General features: G+C 60.7%; 25 protein-coding genes. 4 read left to right on the top strand and 21 right to left on the bottom strand.

Annotated elements, in window-relative coordinates; all coding sequences use genetic code 11:
• Positions 1–9: 9 nt before the first annotated feature.
• The 5 genes from HBO09_RS05885 to HBO09_RS05865 form a co-directional block, all read right to left on the bottom strand.
• A complete protein-coding gene (locus HBO09_RS05885) occupies positions 10–999 on the bottom strand; it encodes an ABC transporter ATP-binding protein (RefSeq protein ID WP_169994181.1) in 990 nt (329 codons plus the stop codon).
• Entirely contained in the window at positions 996–1,796 is an 801-nt protein-coding gene (locus HBO09_RS05880) for an ABC transporter permease (protein ID WP_169994178.1), read from the bottom strand. The genes HBO09_RS05885 and HBO09_RS05880 overlap by 4 nt, the downstream gene beginning before the upstream one ends.
• Entirely contained in the window at positions 1,783–2,628 is an 846-nt protein-coding gene (locus tag HBO09_RS05875; RefSeq protein ID WP_169994175.1) for an ABC transporter permease subunit, read from the bottom strand. Before HBO09_RS05875 ends, HBO09_RS05880 begins: the two co-directional genes overlap by 14 nt.
• Positions 2,625–3,431 carry an alkaline phosphatase family protein gene (locus HBO09_RS05870; RefSeq protein ID WP_169994172.1) on the bottom strand — a complete coding sequence of 269 codons (807 nt, stop codon included), beginning with the start codon at positions 3,429–3,431 and terminating at the stop codon, positions 2,625–2,627. The genes HBO09_RS05875 and HBO09_RS05870 overlap by 4 nt, the downstream gene beginning before the upstream one ends.
• A gap of 158 nt (positions 3,432–3,589) precedes the next feature.
• Positions 3,590–4,657 carry an ABC transporter substrate-binding protein gene (locus HBO09_RS05865; protein WP_169994169.1) on the bottom strand — a complete coding sequence of 356 codons (1,068 nt, stop codon included), beginning with the start codon at positions 4,655–4,657 and terminating at the stop codon, positions 3,590–3,592.
• A gap of 349 nt (positions 4,658–5,006) precedes the next feature.
• Between HBO09_RS05865 and HBO09_RS05860 the strand changes: the two genes are divergently transcribed.
• Positions 5,007–5,720: a UTRA domain-containing protein gene (locus HBO09_RS05860; RefSeq protein ID WP_169994166.1), complete on the top strand. Its 714-nt coding sequence runs from the start codon at positions 5,007–5,009 to the stop codon at positions 5,718–5,720.
• Here HBO09_RS05860 and HBO09_RS05855 read toward each other — a convergent pair.
• From HBO09_RS05855 to minC, 7 genes are all read right to left on the bottom strand, one after another.
• Positions 5,696–7,873: a mechanosensitive ion channel family protein gene (locus HBO09_RS05855; protein ID WP_169994163.1), complete on the bottom strand. Its 2,178-nt coding sequence runs from the start codon at positions 7,871–7,873 to the stop codon at positions 5,696–5,698. The two genes, HBO09_RS05860 and HBO09_RS05855, sit on opposite strands and share 25 nt — an antisense overlap.
• A gap of 72 nt (positions 7,874–7,945) precedes the next feature.
• The gene (locus HBO09_RS05850; protein WP_169994160.1) at positions 7,946–8,122 is read right to left on the bottom strand and encodes a hypothetical protein; all 177 of its coding nucleotides are present in this window, start codon (positions 8,120–8,122) and stop codon (positions 7,946–7,948) included.
• A 409-nt stretch (positions 8,123–8,531) separates the two neighbouring features.
• On the bottom strand, positions 8,532–9,821 hold the full coding sequence (locus HBO09_RS05845) for a M18 family aminopeptidase (RefSeq protein ID WP_029300406.1): 1,290 nt from the start codon (positions 9,819–9,821) through the stop codon (positions 8,532–8,534).
• A gap of 171 nt (positions 9,822–9,992) precedes the next feature.
• Positions 9,993–10,628, bottom strand: coding sequence for an RluA family pseudouridine synthase (locus HBO09_RS05840; RefSeq protein ID WP_169994157.1), 636 nt, complete (start codon positions 10,626–10,628; stop codon positions 9,993–9,995).
• 187 nt (positions 10,629–10,815) lie between these two features.
• On the bottom strand, positions 10,816–11,070 hold the full coding sequence (gene minE / locus HBO09_RS05835) for a cell division topological specificity factor MinE (protein ID WP_003175252.1): 255 nt from the start codon (positions 11,068–11,070) through the stop codon (positions 10,816–10,818).
• Between the two features lie 3 nt (positions 11,071–11,073).
• Complete coding sequence (gene minD / locus HBO09_RS05830) at positions 11,074–11,886, bottom strand: septum site-determining protein MinD (protein WP_057440689.1); 813 nt, start codon at positions 11,884–11,886, stop codon at positions 11,074–11,076.
• A gap of 201 nt (positions 11,887–12,087) precedes the next feature.
• On the bottom strand, positions 12,088–12,825 hold the full coding sequence (minC, locus tag HBO09_RS05825; RefSeq protein WP_038447253.1) for a septum site-determining protein MinC: 738 nt from the start codon (positions 12,823–12,825) through the stop codon (positions 12,088–12,090).
• 117 nt (positions 12,826–12,942) lie between these two features.
• On the opposite strand from minC, the gene HBO09_RS05820 reads away from it, so the two are divergent.
• Together HBO09_RS05820 and HBO09_RS05815 are read left to right on the top strand one after the other, a co-directional pair.
• Positions 12,943–13,875, top strand: coding sequence for a lipid A biosynthesis lauroyl acyltransferase (locus HBO09_RS05820; protein ID WP_169994154.1), 933 nt, complete (start codon positions 12,943–12,945; stop codon positions 13,873–13,875).
• A 35-nt stretch (positions 13,876–13,910) separates the two neighbouring features.
• Positions 13,911–15,065 (top strand): patatin-like phospholipase family protein, encoded by a 1,155-nt coding sequence (locus HBO09_RS05815; RefSeq protein WP_169994151.1) that lies wholly within the window; start codon positions 13,911–13,913, stop codon positions 15,063–15,065.
• Positions 15,066–15,129: 64 nt separating this feature from the next.
• Here the strand turns inward: HBO09_RS05815 and HBO09_RS05810 are convergent, their stop codons facing one another.
• The 8 genes from HBO09_RS05810 to puuE form a co-directional block, all read right to left on the bottom strand.
• Positions 15,130–15,915, bottom strand: a complete 786-nt coding sequence (locus HBO09_RS05810) for an outer membrane protein OmpK (protein WP_029300394.1) — start codon at positions 15,913–15,915, stop codon at positions 15,130–15,132.
• On the bottom strand, positions 15,912–16,307 hold the full coding sequence (locus HBO09_RS05805; protein ID WP_169994148.1) for a hypothetical protein: 396 nt from the start codon (positions 16,305–16,307) through the stop codon (positions 15,912–15,914). The genes HBO09_RS05810 and HBO09_RS05805 overlap by 4 nt, the downstream gene beginning before the upstream one ends.
• A gap of 44 nt (positions 16,308–16,351) precedes the next feature.
• Entirely contained in the window at positions 16,352–17,695 is a 1,344-nt protein-coding gene (locus HBO09_RS05800) for a nucleobase:cation symporter-2 family protein (RefSeq protein ID WP_169994145.1), read from the bottom strand.
• Between the two features lie 196 nt (positions 17,696–17,891).
• Positions 17,892–19,190, bottom strand: a complete 1,299-nt coding sequence (locus HBO09_RS05795; RefSeq protein WP_169994142.1) for a urate hydroxylase PuuD — start codon at positions 19,188–19,190, stop codon at positions 17,892–17,894.
• A gap of 51 nt (positions 19,191–19,241) precedes the next feature.
• Positions 19,242–19,745, bottom strand: coding sequence for an ureidoglycolate lyase (locus tag HBO09_RS05790; protein WP_099168728.1), 504 nt, complete (start codon positions 19,743–19,745; stop codon positions 19,242–19,244).
• Positions 19,746–19,892: 147 nt separating this feature from the next.
• On the bottom strand, positions 19,893–20,888 hold the full coding sequence (gene alc, locus HBO09_RS05785; RefSeq protein ID WP_169994139.1) for an allantoicase: 996 nt from the start codon (positions 20,886–20,888) through the stop codon (positions 19,893–19,895).
• 40 nt (positions 20,889–20,928) lie between these two features.
• On the bottom strand, positions 20,929–21,444 hold the full coding sequence (gene uraD, locus HBO09_RS05780) for a 2-oxo-4-hydroxy-4-carboxy-5-ureidoimidazoline decarboxylase (RefSeq protein WP_169994136.1): 516 nt from the start codon (positions 21,442–21,444) through the stop codon (positions 20,929–20,931).
• Positions 21,441–22,367 (bottom strand): allantoinase PuuE, encoded by a 927-nt coding sequence (gene puuE / locus HBO09_RS05775; protein ID WP_029300381.1) that lies wholly within the window; start codon positions 22,365–22,367, stop codon positions 21,441–21,443. Before puuE ends, uraD begins: the two co-directional genes overlap by 4 nt.
• 419 nt (positions 22,368–22,786) lie before the next feature.
• Between puuE and uraH the strand changes: the two genes are divergently transcribed.
• Positions 22,787–23,140 carry a hydroxyisourate hydrolase gene (gene uraH / locus HBO09_RS05770; protein WP_092235056.1) on the top strand — a complete coding sequence of 118 codons (354 nt, stop codon included), beginning with the start codon at positions 22,787–22,789 and terminating at the stop codon, positions 23,138–23,140.
• A gap of 249 nt (positions 23,141–23,389) precedes the next feature.
• Here the strand turns inward: uraH and HBO09_RS05765 are convergent, their stop codons facing one another.
• On the bottom strand, positions 23,390–24,016 hold the full coding sequence (locus tag HBO09_RS05765) for a LysE family translocator (RefSeq protein WP_032863245.1): 627 nt from the start codon (positions 24,014–24,016) through the stop codon (positions 23,390–23,392).
• Positions 24,017–24,072 lie beyond the last annotated feature (56 nt).

The raw sequence follows: 24,072 nt of genomic DNA, 5'->3' as shown, positions 1-24,072 counted from the left end.
ACTGCATCCTCAGGCTACCTCACACAGCGCACTGGGATCGATGGAAAGTGCCAGGCGTTGCCCGTCTGGGTGCAGATCCTGGGCCGAGCGGTTGAGCACGTCCACCACCAATTCGACGCCCCGGGCCTCGACACGATAGCGAATCACATTGCCCAGCAGGCTGTGGCTGCGGACCAGGGCGTCCAGTTCGCCGCTGTTGCTCAGCTCGATGGATTCGGGGCGGATGGCGATGCGCCCGTTGACCGGGCGCTGCAACAGCTTGCTGGCCTGCTCGGCGTCCAACAGGTTGTAGTTGCCGATAAACCCGGCGGCAAAGGCATCCACCGGAGCGGTGTAGAGGGTCTCGGCGTCGCCGCTCTGCACGATCTTGCCCTGGTTCATCAGGAAGATGCGATCGGACATGACCAGGGCTTCTTCCTGGTCGTGGGTCACGAAGATGGTGGTCAGCCCCAGCTCGCGCTGGATCTGGCGGATCTGTTCGCGCAGGTGTTTGCGAATTCGCGCATCCAGGGCCGATAGCGGCTCGTCGAGCAGCAGCAGGCGCGGCCGGGTGACCAGGGAGCGAGCGAGGGCGACGCGCTGGCACTGGCCGCCGGACATCTGGTGCGGATAGCGCCCGGCCAAGTCCTTGAGCTCGACCAGTTGCAACACTTCCTGGACCCGCTTGTGGCTGTCATCGGCGTTGACCTTCTGCATGCGCAGGCCGAAGGCGACGTTCTGTTCCACGGTCATATTGGGGAACAGCGCGTAGCTCTGGAACACCATGCCGATATGGCGCTTCTGCGGGCTCAACGGAACAATGTCCTGGCCGTCCAGCAGGATCTGCCCGCTGTCCACCGGCGTCAGGCCGGCGATGCAGCGCAGCAGCGTGGACTTGCCGCAACCGGACGGGCCGAGGAGGGTGACGAATTCGCCCTTGGCGATCTCGCAGTTGATATCACTGAACACCGGGGTGGCGGCGTAGCTTTTTTGCAGGTGCTGGACGCTGACGAAGCTCATTGGCTTTTGTCCTTGTTCAAGAAGTTGGCGGCCCAGGTGAGCAGCAGCACGAAAAGGAAATAGGAAATGACCACGGCGCTGGTGAAATGGCCGCTGCTGTTGCGCATGTTGTTGAGGTACACCTGCAAGGTCTCATAGCGCGTGCCGACGAGGATGTTGGCGAACACAAACTCGCCGAACAGGAACGAGAACGACAGCAGCAACGCCACCATCAGGCCCTTGCGCAGGTTGGGCAGCACCACCAGGATCGCCGCCTGCCAGGTGCTGGCGCCGAGTAGTTGGGCGGCGTCCATCAGGTCACGCAGGTTGATTGCCTGCAGGTTGTTGGTGATCGCGCGGTACATGAACGGCAGCGCCACGGTGAAGTAGCAGCCGATCAGGATCCACGGCGTACCGACCATGGCCAGCGGCCCCGAGCCATACAGCTGCAACAGCCCCACCGACGACACCACTGGCGGTACGGCGAAGGGCAGCAGGATCAGGATGTTCATCAGCGCATCGAGCCTGGGGAAGTGGTAATGCACCACGAACAGCAGCGGCAGGATCAGCACCACCGACAGGATCAGCGCACCCACGCAGACCAGCAGCGACTGCCCAAAGGCATGCAAAAAGCGCGGATCGCTCCACAGCTGTACATACCACTTGAAGGTAAAGCCGGCGGGCAGGATGGTCGCCGACCAACTGCTGGCGAGGGAGTACACCAGGGTACCAATCAGCGGCAGCACCAGGATCGCGAACAGCAGGTACACCACCACGCGATGATAGAGGGCAACGGGGCTGGCTTCAGCGCGAGACATGGTAGCTCCTCTTGAGCAGCAGTTGATGGACCACGGTGACCACGGTCATCAGCGCCACCAGGATCACGGCCAGGGCGCTGGCCATGTTCGGGTCCAGGGAAATGTCACCGGACACCATCGCCGCGATGCGGATCGGCAGCACGTTGAAGTTGCCGGTGGTCAACGCGTACACCGTGGCATAGGCCCCAAGGGCATTGGCCACCAGGATCACGAAAGTACCCAGCAGTGCCGGCGTCAGCACCGGCAGACCGATATGCCGCCAGTAGTGCCAGCCATTGGCACCCAGGAGTGCTGCGGACTCGCGCCAGTCTTCGCGCAGCGCATCGAAGGCCGGGTACAGCAGCAACACGCCCAGGGGAATCTGGAAGTAGGTGTACAAAATGATCAGGCCGGTCTTGGAGTACAGGTTGAAGTCCTGAATGATCCCAGCCTGCTTGAGCATGATGGTGATGCTGCCGTTGAACCCCAGCAGGATGATGAAGGCAAAGGCCAGGGGCACGCCGGAGAAGTTGCTGGTCATGTTGGCGAAGGCTGTGACGAAATTGCGCAGCGGCGAATCCACCTTGCGCAACGAGTAGCTGCCCAGCACTGCGATGATGATGCCGAAGATGCTGGAGTAGAAACTGATCTCCAGGCTGTGCTTGATCGCCTGTAGGTAGAACTTGGAGCTGAAGATCTTGCTGAAGTTGGCCAGGCCCCAGCCGAACTCTTCCGATTGCAGGCTGTTGACCATCACCCAGAACAACGGAGCGATCTGGAACACGATAAAAAACAGGGCGAAAGGTACCAGGCACAAGGCAGCCAGCCATTTGCCGCGGATCACTGAACTCACTTCAATAGCTCCTGGCAGACAGGTTTTTCGTGGGCAACGCCGAGCAGGGCGCAGACGGTGCCGCAGATATCGGTTTGCCTGGGCTGGGCCTTGGGGTCGAGGCTGAAGGCATCACCGAGTACAAACAGCGGGACTTCACGCTCCTCTGGCAACAGGCCGTTATGGGAGCGATCGTTGTTCATGCCGTGGTCGGCCGTTACCAGCACCTGGTAGCCGGCATCGAGCCAGCCTTGCAGGTAGTCGGCCAGGATAATGTCGGCCGTGCGGGCGCTGTTGCGGTATTGCGCGGTATCGAGGCCGTGCTTGTGGCCGGCGTCGTCGATATTCATCGGGTGCACCAGCAAAAAGTTCGGCGCGTGCTTGAGGCGCAGGCTTTCGGCGTCGGCGAACAGGTGGGCGTCCGGGTAATGATCGCTCCAGTAGAAGTGCCCGTGCTGGATCGCCAGGTCTTTGTCGTCGGTGTGCCGGTCACGGGGCGCGATGAAGGGGGAACGGTTGTATAGCTCGCTGACCCAGTGGTAAGCCGCCGCTGCGGTCGTCAGGCCGGCGGCGCTGGCGTAATGGAAAATGCTGCGCTGGTTGGACAGGCGCGAGACGTGGTTGTGCACGATGCCGCTGTCGATCGGTGGTACGCCGGTGAGGATGCATTCGTACAGCGGGCGGGACAGGGCGGGCAATTCGCATTCCAGCTTGTACAGCGCCGCACGCCCGGCACCGACGTAGGCCTGGAGATGCCCCATGGCATGTCGGGCGACCTCGTAATTGAGGCCGTCGAGCACCACAAGGATGACGTTGTGCTTCATAGGGGCAGGGGCTCCGCGACAAATTGGGCTTGATTGCGTGGTTCTTCTGGAACCGGATCAACTGTGTGAGCTGGCTTGCCTGCGATAACGGTGCATCAGCCGATACAAGTGCTGAATGTCATACCGCTATCGCCGGCAAGCCAGCTCCCACCCAGGGCTTATTGCATGTTGATAATGACTTCTTCCTGCCACTTCTGCGGCAAGCCCTTGGAGGTTGCCTCCCAGGCGGCCGGGTCCTTGATGGGGGTTACGTTTTTGTACTGCTCGTTAGGCAGCAGCTTGGCCTGCACTTCGGCGGGCAGGGTCAGGTGTTCGGCACGGATCGGCCGCGCATTGCCCTTGGCCAGGTTGATCTGCCCGGCATCACTGAAGATGTATTCGCGGGTCAGCTTGGCGGCGTTCGGGTGCTTGGCGTATTTGTTGATGATGGTGGTGTAGCCGGAAATCACCGAGCCATCCGATGGGATCAGCACCACGTAGTCATCCGGGTTGGCCATCTTGGCCTTGTAGCTCAGGCCGTTGAAGTCCCAGACCACGCCCACTTCCACTTCACCTTTTTCCATGGTGGCAATGGTCGGGTTGGCCAGGGAAATACGCCCCTGCTTGGCAATTTCGGCGAACATCAGCAGCGCCGGTTGGATGTTCTTCTCGTCGCCACCGTTGGCCAGGGCGGCTGCCAACACGCCGTTGGCGGCTTGGGCGGCGGTGCTCACGTCACCAATCGAGACCTTGTATTTTCCGTTCTTCAGGTCCGCCCACTTGGTCGGGGCTTCGGAGCCGTGCAGCAGCTTTTTGTTGACGATAAACGCGATGGTGCCGGTGTAGGCCAGCGCCCAGTGGCCGTCTTTATCCTTGGCCCAATCGGGGATCTGTTCCCAGGTGCTGGGCTTGTAGGCTTGTGTGACGCCCTTGGTGGCCGCAATCGGCCCAAAGGCTGCACCGACGTCGCCGATATCGGCGCTGGCATTGTCTTTTTCCGCATCGAACTTGGCGATTTCCTGGGCCGAGCTCATATCGGTGTCGATGTGCTTGAGGCCGTACTTGGCCGCCAGGTCCTCCCAGGTGCCTCTCCAGTTGGCCCAGTCATCGGGCATGCCGACGCTGTTCACAGCGCCTTCTGCCTTGGCGGCAGCTTCCAGGGTTTTCAAATCGGTGTCAGCGGCCATGGCGGCGGTGCACATGGCAATGGTCGAGCCTAACAGTGATGCCAGGAAAAGCTGTTTCATCCGAAGCTCCTTTGGGCGTTTTCAACGCTGCGATTTTTTGATGGCGCGGTTGGTTTGGTCTAGGTCAGCAATACACGAGCCAATTTAGGCGCGCTGGATGACAGTTTCATGTCGATGTCGTTTTTAAAGTGCCTGGGCAGGCACCTGCCGGGTAAGCGTAGACCACGACCGCGAGCCCGTAATATCTGGACTTGGCCGATGTATTGCAGGGCGTGTGAGGCGGCGGCGCAAGAGGCTGTCATCTGTCGGTCATGTGCAATGCCTAGGCTTGCACGCAATAGCCGCCGCCCATTTCAGGGGCATTTGGCGCACCCAAACAGTGCTGGCCTAGTCCAGATAGGTAACGTTGATGCGTGATGAGGCAACCAAAGCGGTGACAGCCATCGGCCTGGCGCTGCAAGAGCAGATCAGCCACGGTTTATTGAGCCCGGCGAGCAAATTGCCGGCCGAGCGCAAACTCAGTGAGTTGTTTGGTACCACCCGCATCACCGTGCGCGAGGCTTTGCTGCAACTGGAAGCCCAGGGCCAGATCTACCGCGAGGAACGCCGTGGCTGGTTCGTTTCGCCACCCCGGCTGGCCTACAACTTGATGCAGCGCAGCCACTTCCACGCCATGGTCAGCGCTCAGGGGCGGGTGCCTTGCACTGAAGTCATTTCGGCACGCCTGCAACCGGCCTCGGCGGCTGTTTGCGCGTGGCTGCAACTGCCAGCGCTATCGAGCGTGATCCAGATCTGCCGCAGGCGGCGTATTGATGGGCGGTTGGTGTTGTATGTCGAGCACTACCTCAACCCTCAGTATTTTCCGGGGATCCTGGCGTGTGACCTGAACGAGTCGATGACCGAGTTGTACGCCCGCAAGTACGACCTGCATTACGGACGCGTGCGCTTTGAAATTGTGCCGACTTCATTAGCGGTGGAAGCGGCAGCAGCCCTGAAGGTCTCGGCAGGCAGCCCCGGGCTGCGAATCGCCCGGGTCAATTACGATCAGCATCAGCGCCTGATTGATTGCGACCTGGAGTTCTGGCGCCATGATGCGATTCATGTCGGTGTGGATGTGACTTGAGCGTCCTGCGGCCCACTCGCCGCTGTCACCACCTGCACACTCAAGCGCGGCATCGCCAGGTCCATGCCGGCCTCATCCAGATGGCGCTTGAGCGACAGATTGAACGCCCGCGACACTTCCCACTGCTTGATCGGCGCGGTCTTGAAACGCGCGCGCAGGATGGCGTTGCCGGACTCGAAACTCTCTACACCCTGGAACTCCAGGGGCGACCAGATATTGCGGCGCTGCAGCGGATCGGCGCGCATCTTCTGGCCGACGTCGCGCATCAGCTTGATCGCGGTGTCGATGTCCATGCTGGCAGGCACTGCCACGCGGAAAATCGCATAGCCGAATTCCCGCGAGTAGTTCTTGATGCTCTTGATCTCGCTGAACGGGATGGTATGCACGATGCCATCGATATCGCGCAGGCGCACGGTGCGGATGGTCAAGCCTTCGACGGTGCCGAGGTGGCCGCCGACGTCCACATAGTCATCGATGGCCAGGGAGTCTTCGATGATGATGAACAGGCCGGTGATCAAGTCCGCCACCAGTGACTGCGCGCCAAAACCGATGGCCAGGCCGATCACACCGGCACCGGCCAGCAGTGGCGTGACGTTCATGCCCATGTTCGCCAGGGCGACGATGGCGGCGATGATAAAGATCGTCACGAACAGCACGTTGCGGATCAACGGCATCATGGTCTGCGCCCGCGCATTGGCCAGGCCTTTGCGCGAGCGGGTGAGGGCGTGGTGGATCGCGGTGTCGCTGAGGATCCAGATCAGCCAGGCGAACAGCAGGGTGCCCGCGAGGCCGAACAGCTTGACGCTGATTTCATGCCCATCGCCTTCGGTAAAGCGGATCAGCGACCAGCCCCAGACCCGCAGGCCCAGCTCGATAAACACCAGCCACACCACCAGGTGGGCCAGGGTGTAGACGAAACTTTTCAGGCGTTCGGAATACAGCGCATGGCGCTTGTGCCCACGTTGAGGCTTGAGGGAGTGGCGGCGCACCAGGCCGTTGATCACCATGCACAGCACCAGCAACACCGTGCAGAGCAATGACTGGCGCAAGGCGGTGCTGGTATCGCCTGCGGACACGAAGGTGGCAAACAGCGAAATGCCCACCAGCAGCAGCGCGGGCAGGTACCAGAAGGTGCCGATGATCTCGATGGTGTCGCTCAAGGCGCGGCGGGTCAGGCGCCGGGACAGTGGCTGGTTGCGGATCAAGTGCGCGATGGGCCGGCGGAAACGCAGGATAAACACACCGGTGGACAGTGCCGCCAGGACATTGGCGACGGTCGCCGCGCTGTGTGCCAGGTGGATGCCCAGGGCTTCGGTCAGGCGCGGGTCGCTCAGCGCCTCGCCGAAGGCGGCGAAGCTGCCGATCAGCCACAGCGGGCGAAACGCCTGGTGGCGCAGGATGTACAGGGCCCGGTGGCGGTGCGGGCCGTCAAGCACGGAAAAGGCAATGACGCAGATCGCCGAAAAACAGGTGCCGATCACCAGCGCGTACGCCAGCACCATCGCCAGGGACTTGCCCAGGGACGAGGGCAGGGCGTAACTCAGGTAGACGGTGATCACCAGCGCAATCAGCCATGGGCCGAGTTTGCGCAGGGCAAAACGCAGCATGTCCCAGGTCTTGGGGTGTTGTGGCAGCTCTTCACTGAGGCCAAAGCGCAGGCGCACTCGATGGCCGAGCCAGATCAGCGCGGCCGCCAGCAGGCTCCAGAGCATCAGCACCATGGCAAAACCAAAGATGATCGGTAGCCATTCGCTGGCGGGCAGCATCAGTGCGGCCAGCTCGGTCTTGGCCTGGTCGAACTCGACGGACCAGCGATTGAGTGGGCTGTCGGCGCCGGACAGCTGTTGCTCGAGGCTGGCCAGGGTGCCGCCGATGAGGCCCAGCACCCCTTGCTCGGCCTGAGGCTGGGCCTTTTTCGTGGCCTCGCGCAGCTTCTTCAGGTCGGCCAGCAGCTTGGTGCGCTGCTGGTCGTTTTCCAGGGTCTTGATCACCTCGTCCAAAGACTGCCCCAGCGGCACGTCGGCCTGTGGCTGGGTTTTGGTGGTGCTGCCCAGGATGCCTGGCAGGCCGACCGCTTGGGCAGGGGCGATAGGCAACAGGATCAGCAGGCAAAGGAGCAGGCAGTGGGGCAGGGCAAACAGACGGGCAAGCACGAGGCGGTCAACCTTGGAAACGACAGATCGACCGAGTGTACGAGGGCGCTATGCCCAATGCGAGTGCATTTGTTAATCGGCCAGTTTCGCGAGGATCCGGTAGACGATGGTGCCGAGGATCAACAGCATGCCGACCCACATGCCAAACACACCGAGATTTTTGTCGCGGAAGTTGAAGCCAACGGCCAGCAGGATCATGCCCGTGAGGATGGGGATAAGCATGGCGTGGAAGGCGGACATCGGGATCATGGTGGGACGGCCTTGTCGTAGAAAGATGATTGTCAGTCTAGGCTGGATTGGCGCAAGTGGGGTTGATGTGTGTCAGATAGGGCGAAGGCTATGTGGCCAGGCGCTGTCGTGGCGAGGGGGCTTGTCCCGCTGGGCTGCGCGGCAGCCCCAAGTCAATCAAGACCGCTGAGGTTTTTCAGACAGATAGATGTGGCAGGTTTTGGGGCTGCTGCGCAGCCCAGCGGGGGCATCGGTATCTACACAACTTTCAGACACTGGCGACCTCCCCTGTGGCGAGCAGGCTTGCCCCGCGCTGGGCTGCGAAGCAGCCCTAAACCCGGACATCGCGGTTTATCTGAAGAAACGCGGCGGGCGTTTTGGGGCTGCTTCGCAGCCCAGCGCGGGGCAAGCCCGCTCGCCACAGCTGATCTCAGGGCAGGTCGCGGCTTGCGTAGAACGCACTCAACACCTTCACCAGGTGCGCTAGGTCGTGGCTGCCGCACAGTTCGCGGATCGAGTGCATGGCGAACGTCGGTAGGCCGATGTCCACGGTGCGCACGCCCAAGTGGCTGGCGGTGATCGGGCCGATGGTCGAGCCACAGCCCATGTCGCTGCGCACCACAAAGCTCTGCACCGGCACTTCTTCGGCCATGCACAGGTGGCGGAAGAACCCGGCGGTTTCGCTGTTGGTGGCGTAGCGCTGGTTGCTGTTGACCTTGATCACCGGGCCGGCATTGAGTTTCGGGCCGTGGTTGGCGTCGTGCTTGTCGGCGTAGTTGGGGTGGATGCCATGGGCATTGTCGGCAGATACCAGCAGCGACTTCTGAATCGCACGTACGAACTCATCACCCTCAGGTAGTAGGCGACGCAGGGTCTGTTCCAGCATCGGCCCGTCGGCACCGCAGGCCGAGCAGGAGCCGACCTCTTCGTGGTCGGTACACACCAGCACGCAGGTTTCGTCGGTCTCGCTGGTGAGCAGCGCTTGCAGGCCGGCGTAGCACGACAGCAGGTTGTCCAGGCGCGCGCCGGCGATAAAGTCGCCATGCAGGCCGATCACCGCCGCGCCTTGGGTGTCGTAGAAACTCAGCTCGTAATCGAGCACCACATCAGCGTTCAACCCATGTTCGCGGGCCAGTTGGTCGGTGAGCACGGCGCGGAAGTCCACGCGCTCATCACCGGCAAACTGCGCGAGGATTGGCGGTAGCTCGGTCTGGGCATTGATCGCCCAGCCCTGGTTGGCTTCACGGTTCAGGTGGATGGCCAGGTTGGGGATGATGGCGATGGGTAGCTTGAAGTCGATCAACTGGCTTTCGACCTTGCCGTCACGGCGGAACGTCACGCGCCCGGCCAGGGACAGGTCACGGTCGAACCACGGCGCCAGCAATGCGCCGCCGTAGACTTCCACGCCCAGTTGCCAGAAGCCCTGGCGTTGCAGCTCAGGTTGCGGCTTGACCCGCAGGCATGGGCTGTCGGTATGGGCGCCGACCAGGCGGATGCCGTCGTGCAGGGGCGATTGGCGGCCCATCTTGAAGGCAATGATCGAGGAGTCGTTGCGGGTCACGTAGTAGCGACCGTTGGCCTCGGTAGTCCAGGTCTCGCGCTCGTCGAGGCGCTGGAAACCGGCAGCTTCCAGGCGCTGGGCCAGGGCCGCAGTGGCATGAAAGGGGGTGGGAGAGGCCTTGAGGAAGTCGATCAGGCCTTGATTCAACGCTTCGCGCATAAGTAGCTCCAGACAGCAATGGCGCGAGTTTACCGTCCGATGTGATAAGTGCACAGAACAAATGTGGGAGCGGGCTTGCTCGCGAATGCGGTGGATCAGTTAGTTTATCCAGCAACTGACACACCGCATTCGCGAGCAAGCCCGCTCCCACGTTTTAATTGCGTTTACAGGTTAGAACGGCGCTGGGCACTCGAAGCGCACGCGCTCGCCGCTCTGTGGGTGAGTAAAGCTCAGCATGCTGGCGTGCAGGCACAGGCGCGGCCAGGCGGCCAGGGCCTGTTCGTGGGCATACAAGCCATCGCCCAGTAGCGGGTGGCCGATGGACAGCATGTGTACCCGCAGTTGGTGAGAACGCCCGGTAATCGGCGTCAGCTCGACCCGGCACCAATCTCCACAGCGCTCCAGGACTTTCCAGAAGGTCAGGGCGTGCTTGCCGAACTCATGGTCCACCACATGGCGAGGCTTGGTCGGTGGGTCGTAGCGCAATGGCAGATCGATGCTGCCGCTGTCCAGCTCCGGCTGGCCCCAGCACAAGGCGGTGTAGGCTTTTTCGGTTTCACGGTCGTGAAACTGGCGGGACAGTTCGCGGTGGGTGTCGGCATCCCGGGCCAGCAGGATGATCCCCGACGTTTCCCAGTCCAGTCGATGGACAATGCGGGCCTCGGGATAACCGTTTTCCTGTAGGCGGGTGATCAGGCAGTCCTTGTTGTCGTCGGCGCGACCAGGCACCGAGAGCAGCAGGGTCGGCTTGTTCACCACCAGGACAGCGTCATCCTGGTGAAGGATATGGATATTGGACAGCGGCATTAAACAGCCTCGTAACAAACGCCAACGGCGGCTGCGCCAACCACCCCCTGTAGGAGCGAGCTTGCTCGCGAAGAACCTGAGAGCGCTGCGTTTATCCAGGATGAACGCGGTGCAGTTGAATTCTTCGCGAGCAAGCTCGCTCCTACAGGGGCGGGTAGCGTAGCCGCCGAGGCGACCGCCTGTTCGATCAACGATCAGGCAGGGTGATATTGAGTTCCAGAATCGAGCAGCTGCCGTCGTTTTCCAGGGCGACATGCACGTCATCGTTGCCGATATTGACGTACTTGCGGATCACCTCCACCAGTTCCTTCTGCAAGGCTGGCAGGTAGTCCGGGGTGCTGCGTTGGCCGCGTTCGTGCGCCACGATGATCTGTAGACGCTCTTTCGCTACCGATGCGGTGCTTGGCTTTTTGTTGGCGCGAAAGAAGTCGAGAAATTTCATTGTTTAGTTGCCTCCAAACAGGCGCTCGAAGAATCCCTTCTTCGCTACATCGAGGAAGCGGTGTTCCACGGTTTTTCCCAACAGGCGATCAACGGCATCGCTGTATGCCTGGCCGGCGTCGCTCTGGTCGTCGAGGATGACCGGTACGCCTTGGTTGGATGCTTTCAGTACGGCCTGGGATTCCGGGATCACGCCCAGCAGGGCCACGGCCAGGATCTCTTTGACGTCTTCAACGCCGAGCATTTCGCCCTTGCTGACACGGTCAGGGTTGTAGCGGGTCAGCAACAGATGTTCCTTGATCGGGTCTTCGCCTTTTTCGGCGCGCCGGGATTTGCTGGCCAGCAGGCCCAGCATACGGTCCGAGTCACGTACCGAAGACACTTCCGGGTTGGTCACGACGATGGCTTCATCGGCGAAGTACATCGCCAGGTGAGCACCGGTCTCGATACCAGCCGGGGAGTCGCAGACCACGTACTCAAAGGTTTCCTTGAGCTCCATCAGGACTTTTTCCACGCCTTCTTTGGTCAGCGCGTCTTTGTCACGGGTCTGGCTGGCGGCCAGTACATACAGGTTCTCAAGGCGCTTGTCCTTGATCAGGGCCTGTTGCAGGTTGGCTTCGCCGTTGACCACGTTGACGAAGTCGTACACCACACGGCGCTCGCAGCCCATGATCAGGTCGAGGTTACGCAAACCGACGTCGAAGTCGACGATGACTGTCTTGTGGCCGCGCAGAGCGAGGCCGGTACCGATAGCGGCGCTGGTGGTGGTCTTACCCACACCACCCTTGCCGGATGTAACCACGAGAATCTTGGCCAAGGTGTTTCACCCCTAAGGAAAAAGGACCTCTCAGTCCCTGAAAAACATCTCTTGAAACTCGCCGCAGGCGGACAGCCTTCGTAGGAAAAAGATGTGCTTCCCGTAGGGGAAGCGCCACCTTTCAATTATTCCTACGCAAGTCTTGCCGGTTTCGCTGTGCTATCAGAGTCCAGAGATGCTTGGAAAATGCGGCAGTATCCGTTAAAGACGGATGATGTTCAACACATCGCCCGACAGGCTGACTTGTACCCCGGCCCCCCACAGCGGATCACGGCGCAAATCTTCCGAAACCTTGTACTGGCCGGCGATGGACACTAGCTCAGCGCTCAATTGCTGGCAGAAAATCCGGGCCTTGGTATCGCCCTTGACTCCAGCCAGTGCCCGGCCACGCATTGGGCCGTATACATGGATGTTGCCATCGGCGAGAAGTTCCGCGCCAGGACTGACCGGAGCGACCACCACCAGGTCGCCGCCCTGGGCGTAAATCTGCTGCCCGCCGCGTACGGGAGAGGTGATGATCCTTGTAGGCTTGATCGTCGGCTCCGGTGGTTTTTCCGGTTTTTTCTTCACTTCACCTTCCACCGGGTCGAGCACACGCTCGCGGGCGCCGGACGGTGGCAATACTGGCAGTTCAATGGCGATGGCGGCTGCGATGTCTTCGATCCGGCTGGCTCGAATGGCCAGCGTGCGCAGGCCATGCTGGCGGCAAACACGCATCAGCCCGGGCAGGTCAACCGCGCCCTGGCCGGCCGGCAATTTATCCAGGGCCAGCACCAGCGGCGCGTTGTTGAAGAAATTCGGAGCCAGGGCGACCTTGGCGGCGAGCTGGCGGTCCAGGGCATCAAGGTCGTTACGGGCCAGTTCCAGCACAGTAATGGCGAGCATGCTGCCTTTGAGCTGGAAGACGGGATCTTGGTCTAGCGATTCGGTTTGGCTCATGGTCGGCAAAGCGGCTTGTCACGAAAAGTGTCGAGACTTATAACGAGAACAACCGCTAGCCGCAAGCCGGGTCGAACCGTTGTAGAATGCGCGGCCCTGTCTTTACCGGAATCTGTAATGGATCGCCCGCGTTTTCGAGCTGTATTTTTTCACCCGCGCTTCTGGCTGCTATGGCTGGGGCTCGGTGTGCTGTGGCTGATTACCCAGTTGCCATACCGTGTGCTGCTGGGAATTGGTCGTGTGCTGGGTGCGTTTATGTACCGGGTGGCCGGTGAGCGTCGGCGTATTGCCGCGCGAAACCTGGAACTGTGCTTCCCGCAAATGTCCGCCCAGGAGCGTAAACATTTGCTCAAGGAAAACTTTGCCTCCACCGGTATCGCCTTCTTTGAGATGGCCATGAGTTGGTGGTGGTCCAAACAGCGCCTGGCGCGCCTGGCCCATGTCGAAGGGCTGGAGCACCTCAAGCAGGCGCAACGGGAAGGCAAGGGCGTGATCCTCATGGCCCTGCATTTCACCACCCTGGAGATCGGTGCGGCCTTGCTGGGGCAGAAGCACACCATCGATGGCATGTACCGTGAGCACGGCAACCCGTTGTTCGATTTTATCCAGCGCCGTGGCCGCGAGCGCCATAACCTCGACTCCCTGGCGGTAGAGCGCGAAGACGTGCGTGGCATGCTCAAGCTGCTGCGCGCCGGCCGGGCGATCTGGTACGCGCCGGACCAGGACTATGGCGCCAAGCAGAGCATTTTTGTGCCGTTGTTCGGCATCCAGGCGGCCACAGTCACCGCCACCAGCAAGTTCGCGCGCCTGGGCAAGGCGTTGGTGGTGCCGTTTACCCAGGAGCGCCTGGCCGATGGCAGTGGCTACCGCATGGTGATTCATCCGCCTTTGAGCGACTTCCCCGGCGAATCCGATGAGGTCGACTGCCTGCGTATCAACCAATGGGTAGAAACCGCGGTACGCCAGTGCCCCGAACAGTACCTGTGGGCCCATCGTCGCTTCAAGAGCCGGCCACCGGGCGAACCCAAGCTGTACGAAAAGCGCCGCTGAACAAACGGATTTCCCCCCGCCCATGGAGTTATGCAATGCGCCCCACTGAACCGGTCACAGGCTTGATTCTTTCTGGTGGCGGGGCGCGTGCGGCGTATCAGGTCGGTGTCTTGGCGGCGATTGCCGAACTGTTGCCACCGGGGGCTGCCAACCCCTTCCCGGTGATTGTCGGTACCTCGGCCGGGGCGATCAATGCGGTGAGCCTGGCGAGCGGCGCCATGGACTTTCGCGCAGCAATCGCGCGCCTCACCGCATTCTGGCAGGGCTTTCGCAGCCACTTGGTGCTGCGCAGCGACTGGCCGGGGGTGATTCACCAGGCCAGCCGTTTTCTGACCCGCAGCTTGCTGGGTCTGGGGTCACCCGTGCCGGTGGCGCTGCTCGACAGCTCGCCGCTGCGCCAGTTGCTGCAAGAAAAGCTGCACTTGGAAGGTATCAATGAGGCAATCCGCCATAAGCACCTGCATGCCGTAGCGGTGACTGCGTTCGGCTATGAGTCGGGGCAGGCGGTGACCTTCTATCAGGGCGGCGGCACCATCGACGCCTGGCTGCGCCACCGGCGCATCGGCCTGCCCACGCAATTGACCGTGGAGCATCTGCTGGCCAGTTCGGCGATCCCATTACTGTTTGCGCCGGTCAAACTCGATCAGGAATATTTTGGCGATGGCGCCGTCCGCCAATCAGCGCCGATCAGCCCGGCGTTGCACCTGGGGGCCAGCCGGGTACTGGTGGTGGGTGTCAGTGGCAACCCGCGTTCCCCGGACCCCTCGGTGCCGCAGCAGCGCACCTACACCGGCCAGGAGCCGACCCTGGCGCAGATCGGTGGGCATATGCTCAACAGCACGTTCATTGACAGCCTGGAGAGTGACATCGAGTTACTGGAGCGCCTCAACCAGTTCAGCCATCTGCAACCGGCCAACAGCGCTGCGCGCGGTCTTGCACCGGTTGAAGTACTGGTGATTGCGCCCAGCCAACCCATCGATGAAATCGCGGCACGCCATCGCCAGGAACTGCCGGCGGCGTTGCGTCTGTTTTTGCGTGGGCCAGGGGCGACCAAAACCAGCGGGGCGGGGGTGCTCAGCTATCTGCTGTTCGAGGCGGGATATTGCAGTGAGTTGATCGAGTTGGGCCGGCGCGATGCGCTGGCCAAGCGCGAAGAGTTGCAGCGGTTCCTGGGCTTGACCCCGAACTGAATCGGGGCGCGGGCTTGTGTGGGAGAGGGCTTGCCCGCTCCCACAGGGGAGGCCGGGGTTGGCTTTAGAAGTGGTACTTGACCAACAGGCTCGCCGTGTCCTGGTTGGTCTCGAACGCGCCGCTGTCCTGGATCCCGTACTTGTTCTTCCAGTAGTCGTATTCAAAACCCACATACAACTGCTTGGCGCCCCAGCTCATGGCCTTGCCCAGGTCATATTTGACCTGTGGGTTGAAGTGCAGGTTGGCGTGGTAAGTGCCACGGGCGTTCTTGTCGTTATCCACCACCCAGTCCATGAAACCGTCGATCAGCACATCGGAGTTGCCCACTGGAATGGTGTAGGACCAGACCGGGGTGATCTGCCATACGCCGTCACCCGGGCGATTGCCTTCGGTCTGGCGCTGATAGAAGTTCAACTGGAAGTAGTCAAAGCCAGGGATGTTCAAGTCGAACGCCGGGCCGACCAAGTACGACTCGTTGTCGCCTTCGCCGAACTCGTAGGTGAACGCCAGCAATACATCTTTGATCGGGCCGAAGGACAAGTCTTTATCGAAGATCTTGCCAAACGACAGCCGCGGGCTGAACTCGCCGTAGTAAGTATTGGGGCCGACGTTGCCGTCTTCCTTACCGTTGTAAAAGATGCGGTCGAGGAAGAAGAAGTTGTCGCCGTACTTCCAGGCATCGGCATGTTCGAAGGTAACGGTTTGCTGGATCTCTGGGTTGACTTTGAAGTTCTTGCCCCACAGGTAAGTCAGGCTGTTGTTCTGCCACTGCAACAGGTCACCCGCTATTGCTTGGCCCCCGGCCAACAGGGATCCGGCCAATATCAGGCTGTTCACGGTACGTTTCATTCGGTTGCTCCCGAGCTAAAGTTTTGTGGTTTTTCTTCTACGCAGGCGCTCTGGTGTGGCGCCTTTTGGTTCGCTGCAAAAATCGTCTGTTCGGTCAGCTTTAATGCTTTTAGCAAGAGCTGCGCCAAAGTGTTTGAAAAGCCAAAAAATCCCCGCCGGCTGCATGGGATGCAGTCGGGTTCAGAGGACTTTTGCGCACTTTGGCAGCAGACATAAGGCCGGGATAAGTTGGCCTTTAAGTCAGCTTTTACATTCGCTGTTTTTTTTTGAGTCGATTCGAGCGGGCGCGGAGAATACTGGCTCCAGAGCCTGTGCTCAAGTGCGCTGTAAAAGAGCGCGAGGGGCGAGAATGGGGCACGGCGTGTGGTCGGCCCCAAGTTGGTGGTGTGCATGTTGATGTTCCCTGTTCGTTGTTATTTTTGTAGTAACGAAGGAATCAATGCGTATGGGCGACGGCGGGGCGTTCTGAACCGCCCAGAATGTTGAACAGCACGTTCAGCGACAACGCGCTGAGCGTGGCCATGGCGATGCCACTGTGGGTAATCGGGCTCATCCACAACGGCAGTTGGGCAAAGAACTCCGGGCGCACCACCGGGATCAGGCCCATGCCGATACTGACCGCTACCAGCAACTGGTTGCGACGGTCGGCAATGTCGGCTTCCTGCAGGATCTTGATCCCGGTCGCTGCCACCATGCCGAACATTGCGATGGCCGCCCCGCCCAGTACCGCAGGAGGGATCGAAGCCACCAGGAATGCGGCCTTGGGCAGCAGGCTGAGGACAATCAAAAAGGCCCCGGCCATGATTGTCACCGAACGGCAGCGCACACCGGTCATCTGCACCAGGCCGATGTTCTGGGCGAAAGAGGAGTGGGTGAAGGTGTTGAAGAACCCGGCGAAGAACGACGCACCGGCATCGCACAGCAGGCCGCGCCGCAGCATTTTCGGGGTGACTTCCTGGCCGGTGATCTTGCCCAGCGCGAGGAACATGCCGGTGGACTCGACAAAGATAATCACCACCACCAGACACATCGAAAGGATCGGCGCCAACTCGAACTTGGGCATGCCGAAGTGCAATGGCGTGACCACCTGCAGCCATGGCGCCTGCTCCAGGCCGCCGAGGTCGACCATGCCGAGCAATCCACACAGCGCGTAGCCCAGGGCCATACCGATCAGTACCGAGATATTGACCCAGAAACCACGCATAAAACGGTTGATCAGCAAGATGGTGGCCAGCACCAGGCCGGCGATGGCCAGGTAGATCGGCGAGCCGAATTGCACAGCGCTAGCGCCACCGCCGGCCCAGTTCACCGCGACAGGAAACAACGAAAGACCGATGGCCGTGATCACGGTACCGGTCACCAAAGGTGGGAAGAAACGCACCACCTTGGACATGAAGGGGGCGATGAGCATGCCAAAGAATCCGGCGGCGATGGTCGCGCCAAAAATCCCTTGCAGACCGATACCTGGCATGCCGGCCATGGCGACCATGCTGCCGACGGCGGCGAAACTGGCGCCCATCATCACTGGCATGCGGATACCCAGCGGGCCGATGCCAAAGGACTGGACCATGGTGGCGATCCCCGCCACCAGCAGGTCGGCGTTGATCAAAAAGGCGATTTCTTCACGACTCAAGCCTGCAGCTTGTCCGATGATCAGCGGTACGGCCACCGCGCCGCCGTACATCAGCAGTACATGTTGCAGGCCCACCAGAATCAGTTGCAAAAGTGGAAGCCGCACCATGGCGGGCGCGGCAGGAATCTGCGTTTCTAACTGGGACATGCAACACCTCGGATCTTTTTTATTTTTGTGTTGTTTGGCAGTCAATTGCCAGGTGAAACCTAATCTTCAAAGCATCATCCGACCCCTGTGGGAGCGGGCTTGCTCGCGATAGCGGTGCCTTAGTCACCGGATGTGTTGAATGACACACCGCTATCGCGAGCAAGCCCGCTCCCACATTTTGAGCCGTTTTATCCTGTTAGTTGGTACGCGCCCCCTGATTGATCCAACTGCCAATCAACTCCCGCTCCTGCTGAGTCATCTGGGTAATGTTGCCCAGCGGCATGATCTGGCTGGCAACCGCCTGCGCTTGAATACGCGCCGCCTGCTGCTGGATCTGCGCCGGGGTATCGAACATCACCCCGGCCGGCGCGGTGCTGAACAGCGGGCTGGTGGGCTTGGCCGAATGGCACACGGTGCAACGCTCTTCAATCACGCTGTGGACCTTGCCGAAATCCGTCGAGGCCTGGGCTGGAGCCGCTTCTGCTGGCGGTGCTGGCGTGGCGGGAGCTGATGGCTTGAGGCCGCCACCCAGCGCCGTTTCCGGCAATGGCTGGTACTCGATGGCCGCTGGCGCCTTGGCCACGTCCGGTGTGGTAGCCACGGGTTTTGGACCGGTGACATAGGCCAGGCAGATCATCGCCAGGGCGCCGACCGGCAGGGTCCAGGCGTATTTCTGGCTGTCATGACGGGTGTTGAAGTAGTGGCGTACCAACACTGCCGCCACCGCGATCCCGGCCAGGATCAACCAGTTGTACTGGCTGCCGTAGGTGCTCGGGAAGTGGTTGCTGATCATGATGAACAGCACAGGCAGGGTGAAGTAGTTGTTGTGACGTGAACGCAGCAGGCCCTTGGCCGGCAATGCCGGGTCCGGCGTGCGGTTTTCTGCAATCGCTGCCACCAGCGCACGCTGGGCCGGCATGATGATGCGGAACACGTTGCCGACCATGATGGTGCCGATAATCGCACCCACATGCAGGTACGCGCCGCGACCGCTGAACACCTTGCTAAAGCCGTAGGCCGCGCCGATCAACAGGACGAACAGGATAAAACCGAGCAGGGCAGGGCGTTTGCCCAGGGCCGAGTCGCAGAGAAAGGAGTAGATGAACCAGCCGGCGAACAGTGAGCCAATGCCCAACAATACGCCTTCGGTACCACTGAGGCTGCTGCCGGGGGCGAGCAGGTACAGCGTCGGGTTGAGGTAGAACACCACGCACAGCAGCGCGACGCCCGACATCCAGGTGAAATAGGCCTCCCATTTGAACCAGTGCAGGTTGTCCGGCATGGTCGGTGGGGCCAGTTTGTATTTTTCCAGGTGGTAGATGCCGCCACCGTGGATCGCCCATAAATCGCCAGCCAGGCCGCTTTTGGGGTTGACGCGGTTAAGGTTGTTTTCCAGCCATACGAAATAGAAAGACGCACCGATCCAGGCCACGCCAGTGATCATATGAACCCAGCGCACGCTAAGGTTCAGCCATTCCAACAGATGTGCTTCCACAGTCTTTACCTCTCGCCCGTCACCCTTGTTGTCGGGTGATCGGACCTTCTCTTATTGGTGGGGGGCGAGGATCAACCGCTCATCCTCTTTGAAAAAATGCTCATCGCAGTTATTGCCTGTGCCACTGCGATCAACCACCAGGAAGTCATCCCGCTTTTCGATCGTCAGCACCGGGTGGTGCCAGACGCCGCGATGGTAATTAATGCCCTGCCTGCCGTTGGTGACGAAGGCGCGGACCAAGCCTGATACAGGTGCATCGCCAACGGGCGCGACCACGATCAGAAAGGGGTTGCCGAGCAGCGGAATAAAGGCCTGGCTGCCCAGCGGGTGTCTTTCCAGCATGCACACGGTCAGCGGCATGTCCTGCGCATCGGCGCGGAAGATGCTGATGATGGCGTGGTCTTCTGGCGTGGCGGTCTCGACCGTCGCCAGTTTATGAAAGCGCATGGTCGAGCCGTTGTTGATCATGAAGTGATCGCTGCCATCGGTTTCGATAACGTCTCCGAAAGGGGCGAAGGCTTCTTTGGTCAAGGGTTCGATCATCAGTGTGCGCATGGCTGTCTTCTTAATCTGTTTAGTTATTGATGGATCTGTGTAGGAGCGAGCTTGCTCGCGAAAAACTCAAGGGCACCGCGTTTATCCAGGAGGGGCGCGTTATCGTTGACGATCTTCGCGAGCAAGCTCGCTCCTACATGGGCGGCCTTATTTAGCGACCTTGCCGAATACCCGCAGGCGGCTTACACCACCATCCGGGAATACGTTGAGGCGGATGTGGGTGATCGGGCCCAGTGCCTTGATCTGCTCGGCAAAGGTGTGCTCGGCGTGCATTTCCAGCTTCTGCGCGGGCAAAAGTTCACGCCAGAACAGCGACTGGGTCTCGATCTGGCTGTCGGTACCGCCCTTGACGAACGCGGCCTGGATCGAGCAAGTGTCGGGGTAGTTGCCCTTGAAGTGCAGGGTGTCGACCACCACCTTCTCGACCTCGCCGGCATGCCCCAGCGCGACGATCACCCAGTCATTGCCTGGGGTGCGACGGCGAGCGGTTTCCCAGCCATCGCCCATGTTGATGCCGCGGCCCGGGTTGAGGATGTTGCCCATGCGTCCGAAGTGTTCGTCGGAGCACGCCAGGGCACGCCCGCCATTGAGCGAGGAGGCCAGGTCCACTTGTTCGTTGTCGCCCACGGCCGACCAGTCGCGGAACGGAATGCCATACACCCGCAGACGGGCCACGCCACCATCCGGGTAGATGTTGAAGCGCAGGTGGCTGAACGCCTGGTCGTTATTGATTTCGTGCAGGTGATGGCTATTGCCCTGCAACTCCACGGCAGACAGCACTTCGACCCACTGGGTGTTTTCAGTCGGTTCGCCTTCGGCCAGGAAGCAGCCTTCCAGGGATGCCGACGGCGGGAAGTTGCCGGTAAAGAATGAAGTGTCGATGTCCACGCCCTTGATCGTGCCCGGTACGCCCAGGCGGATCACCGCGCTGTCGAAGCCTTCGAAGCGCTTGCGGCGTGACTCCCAGCCGTCCATCCACTTGCCGTTATCATCGAAAACGCCCTCCTTCCATACGGCCGGGGTCGGCTGGAACAGTCGGTTGGCGTCAGCGAACCAGTCATCGGTCACCGAGATGATCTTGGTGCCCAGGCGGGCGTCGGCCAGGTTGACGAACTTCTCGAAGGGTAGGGGTTGCGCTTTCATTCTTCTTGTCTGCCTTAGATAGAGTGGCTGGGGATGGTGTCTAGAGGGTCAATAAACGGAACAACGCAATCTTGTTGATCTCTGCCAGTGCGCACTTGAACTCGGTCTCGACCGGGTTGTGGATGCGCGTTTCAAACGCGGCGAGGATCTGATGCCGGTTGCTGCCTTTTACCGCCATGATGAAGGGAAACTTGAACTTGGCCTTGTAGGCGTCGTTCAGCTCGGTGAAGCGAGAAAACTCTTCGGCCGTGCATTGGTGAATACCGGCGCCAGCTTGTTCGTTGGTGCTGGCTTCGGTCAGTTGGCCCTGGACGGCGGCTTTGCCGGCCAGGTCCGGGTGAGCGTTGATCAGGGCCAGTTGCCTGGTGTGATCGGCGCTCAACAGGATATCGCTCATGCGCTGGTGCAGGGTTTCGATCTCATCGATCGAGGCGTCCTGGCCCAGGTCGAAGGCCTTTTCGGCCACCCATGGCGAGTGTTCGTAGATATCGGCGAAGGCTGCGACGAATTCGTCGCGGCTGAGGGTCGATGGTTTCAAGGTCTGGAAAGCAGTCATTTGGCGGCTCCCTGGAAAGGGTGTACGTCATGCCAGTGGCGGGCAATGTCGACGCGGCGGGTGAACCACACCTGGTCATGGCCCTTGGCGTATTCGATAAAACGCTTGAGTGCGGCCAGGCGCGCCGGGCGGCCGATCAGGCGGCAATGCAGGCCGATGGACAGCATCTTCGGCGCCTCGGCACCTTCGGCATACAGCACATCGAACGCGTCCTTGAGGTACTCGAAAAAGTCGTCGCCCTTGTTGAAGCCCTGCACCTGGGTGAAGCGCATGTCATTGGTGTCCAGGGTGTAGGGGATTACCAGGTGCGCTTTGCCAGTCGGGTTGTTCGGTTCCCAGTAGGGCAGGTCGTCGTCATAGGTGTCGCAGTCATACAGGAAGCCGCCTTCCTCCATCACCAGCCGCCGCGTATTTGGGCCGGTGCGCCCGGTGTACCAGCCCAGTGGGCGCTCGCCGGTCAGCTCGGTAAGGATGCGGATAGCTTCGAGCATGTGCTCGCGCTCCTGGGCCTCATCCATGTACTGGTAGTCAATCCAGCGGTAACCGTGGCTGCAGATCTCGTGACCGGCGGCGACCATCGCACGGATTACATCGGGGTGACGCTGGGCGGCCATGGCCACGGCGAAGATGGTCAGCGGAATGTCGAATTCCTTGAACAGCTTGAGGATGCGCCACACGCCGGCACGGCTGCCGTATTCGTACAGCGACTCCATGCTCATGTTGCGTGCGCCTTGCAGCGGTTGAGCCGAGACCATTTCCGAGAGGAAGGCTTCCGACTCTTTGTCGCCGTGCAGGATATTGCGCTCACCGCCTTCTTCGTAATTGAGTACGAACGACAGGGCGATACGCGCCTTGCCCGGCCAGTGAGGGTGCGGTGGGTTACTGCCGTAACCGATCAGGTCGCGTGGGTAGTCAGCGCTCACTGCAGTCTTCCTTCTTGTTCGTGATCGATGGTGTGGCGGCCGTTGCGTCACAGCGATGGGCTGATTGTATACAACTTAATGGTCACTTTGTAAGCCTGTATTTCTGCATTTTTTCCAGGCGGTCGCGCCGGCCTATCCTTGCAAGAAACTTGCCCGACTGGTCAACTAAATCTCAAAAACCTGCGGCACCGCTTTAGTGTAGGAGCTGGCTTGCCTGCGATAGCGATCTTCCTATAGCCGCATTGCTCGCAGATACACCGTCATCGCCGGCAAGCCAGCTTCTATTGGGGAAGAGGGGGGTTGTTGAATTTATTGTGTACAATTTTTTTGAAAAGTGTCTTAATCAGCCATCGCCGGCTTTTTCAGTGCCCCACAAAGGTGCGGCCTCTTACTAATCGATGACACGGGAGCTCCGATCCATGGGACGACTGACTACACACGTACTGGACGCCGCCCACGGCTGCCCAGGCAGCGCCATCAAGGTTGAACTGTATCGCGTCGAAGGCGCGCAACTGGAGCTGGTCGCCAGCGCCCTGACCAACAGCGACGGCCGTTGCGACGCGCCACTGCTGCAAGGTGACGACTACCGCAGTGGCGTCTACCAGTTGCAGTTCAGTGCCGGGGATTACTACCGCGCCCGTGGCGTGCAGTTGCCGGAACCGGCGTTTCTGGACGTGGTGGTGCTGCGTTTTGGCATCAGTGCCGAACAGGATCACTACCATGTGCCCCTGCTGATTTCGCCCTACAGCTACTCCACGTACCGCGGTAGCTAAGTCGTCACCCTCGCTTCACACCCCCAAATGCTCTTCGTTGGTTTCGCCCGCTCACACTGCGGGCTTTTTTTTGCCTGCCAATAAAGGAGGGCCACTGTAGGAGCGAGCTTGTCTCCGGGCGGCGCTCCGACGAAAAACGCCAACGATAACGCGCGTTTTCTGGTTAAACGTGGCGCTCTCAAGTTCTTCGTCGGAGCGCCGCCCGGAGACAAGCTCGCTCCTACAATGTACAGCGGCATTAGGGTTTCACTAGCCCCTGAGCAGCGACGCCGCTCCGGCGCTGCCAAACAGCCCGGCGCTGAAGCGGTTGAACCAGCTCTGGCCCTTGCCGGTGCGCAGGTAGCGTGCGGCGCCGTGGGCACCCAGGCCGTAGGCCAGCTTGCATAGCAGATCCAGCACGGTCCAGGTGGCGATCATGATCAGCAGTTGTGGCAGGAACGGTTGCTGGCTGCTGAGAAACTGCGGCAGGAAGGCGGCGAAAAACAGGATGTCCTTGGGGTTGCTGGCGCCCAGCACAAAGGCCCGGCCAAACAGGGCGCGAAAGCGCGGCACGGGCGCTGCGTCCGGCACCACGGCGCCCTGGGACGGCAGGCGCGATTGCTGCCAGCTCTGCCAGGCGAGGTAGAACAGGTACAGCGCACCGACGATCTTCAAGGCGCTGAACAACTGCTCCGAGGCCAGCAACAGCGCGCCCAAGCCCAGGGCCGAGGCACTCAACAGGCAGATCGAGGCAAACACCCCGCCCAGAAACGCCGGGTACGAACGGCGCAGGCCGTAGTTCAGGCTGTTGCTGATCATCAGCAGCGACAGCGGCCCCGGAATCAGGATCACGATCAAAGCAGCGCCGCTGAACAGCAGCCAGGTTTCCACGCTCATTACATTCCTCCATACATGCAAAAGCCCCACCCGAAGGTGAGGCGGTTTTCGCCAGC

Source organism: Pseudomonas sp. WS 5027 (assembly GCF_012985695.1).
In the GTDB taxonomy this organism is placed as follows: Bacteria; Pseudomonadota; Gammaproteobacteria; order Pseudomonadales; family Pseudomonadaceae; genus Aquipseudomonas; species Aquipseudomonas hygromyciniae.
Note: the sequence above shows the minus strand (reverse complement) of the source record. Positions and strands in the feature narration are given on the sequence as shown.